The sequence below is a fragment of the Frankia sp. R43 genome, assembly GCF_001306465.1.
GTDB lineage: Bacteria > Actinomycetota > Actinomycetes > Frankiales > Frankiaceae > Parafrankia > Parafrankia irregularis.
Genome location: NZ_LFCW01000036.1, coordinates 1 through 562 on the forward strand (window position 1 = coordinate 1; position 562 = coordinate 562).

Sequence of the window (562 nt, forward strand, 5' to 3'; positions counted from 1 at the left end):
AGTGTCCGCCTCGCCGAGGGTGGGGGGTGTGGGGCGTAGGTCGGCGAGGAGCTGCTCGAGGTCGGGGCGGGCGGGCCGTAGAGCGGTCCACAGCAGCCACAGGCCCAGCCCGCAGCCGGCACCGCAGGCCAGCACAAGCCCGCTCATCGGGGGTCTCCGCTGAGGGGCCGGGTCAGGATTCTCGGGTCCGCCGGTGCCCGGCCCATCCGTGACAGCCAGACCAGCCCGCCGGCGAACAGGGCGGCGACCCCGAGCAGGACCAGCTGGCCCGCCGCGCTGTCGTAGGGCTCGACGAACGCCGGGGAGAGCAGGATCAGCCCGAACGCCATGGTCAGGGTGATCGTGGCGATGACCCGGGTGGCGGTACGGATCCGGGCCCGGCCGGCCAGGGTACGTAGCCGTAGCGCGGTCTGGTCGTGCGCGGCGGCGGCGAGGCGGCCCAGCAGGTCCGCGAGCTGGCGGGCCTGGCGGGACGCGGCCATCACCAGCGCGGCCACGACCAGATCCGCGGTCGGGTCGTCGAGCTCGTCCGCGAACACCACCAGCGCGTCCGGCAGCCGTG

The 562-nt window shown here is 75.1% G+C and carries 1 protein-coding gene; it reads right to left on the minus strand.

What is annotated here, in order from left to right; all coding sequences use genetic code 11:
* Positions 1–143 precede the first annotated feature (143 nt).
* On the minus strand, positions 144–562 hold a 419-nt coding region (locus ACG83_RS41490), incomplete at its 5' end, for a type II secretion system F family protein (protein ID WP_369812963.1).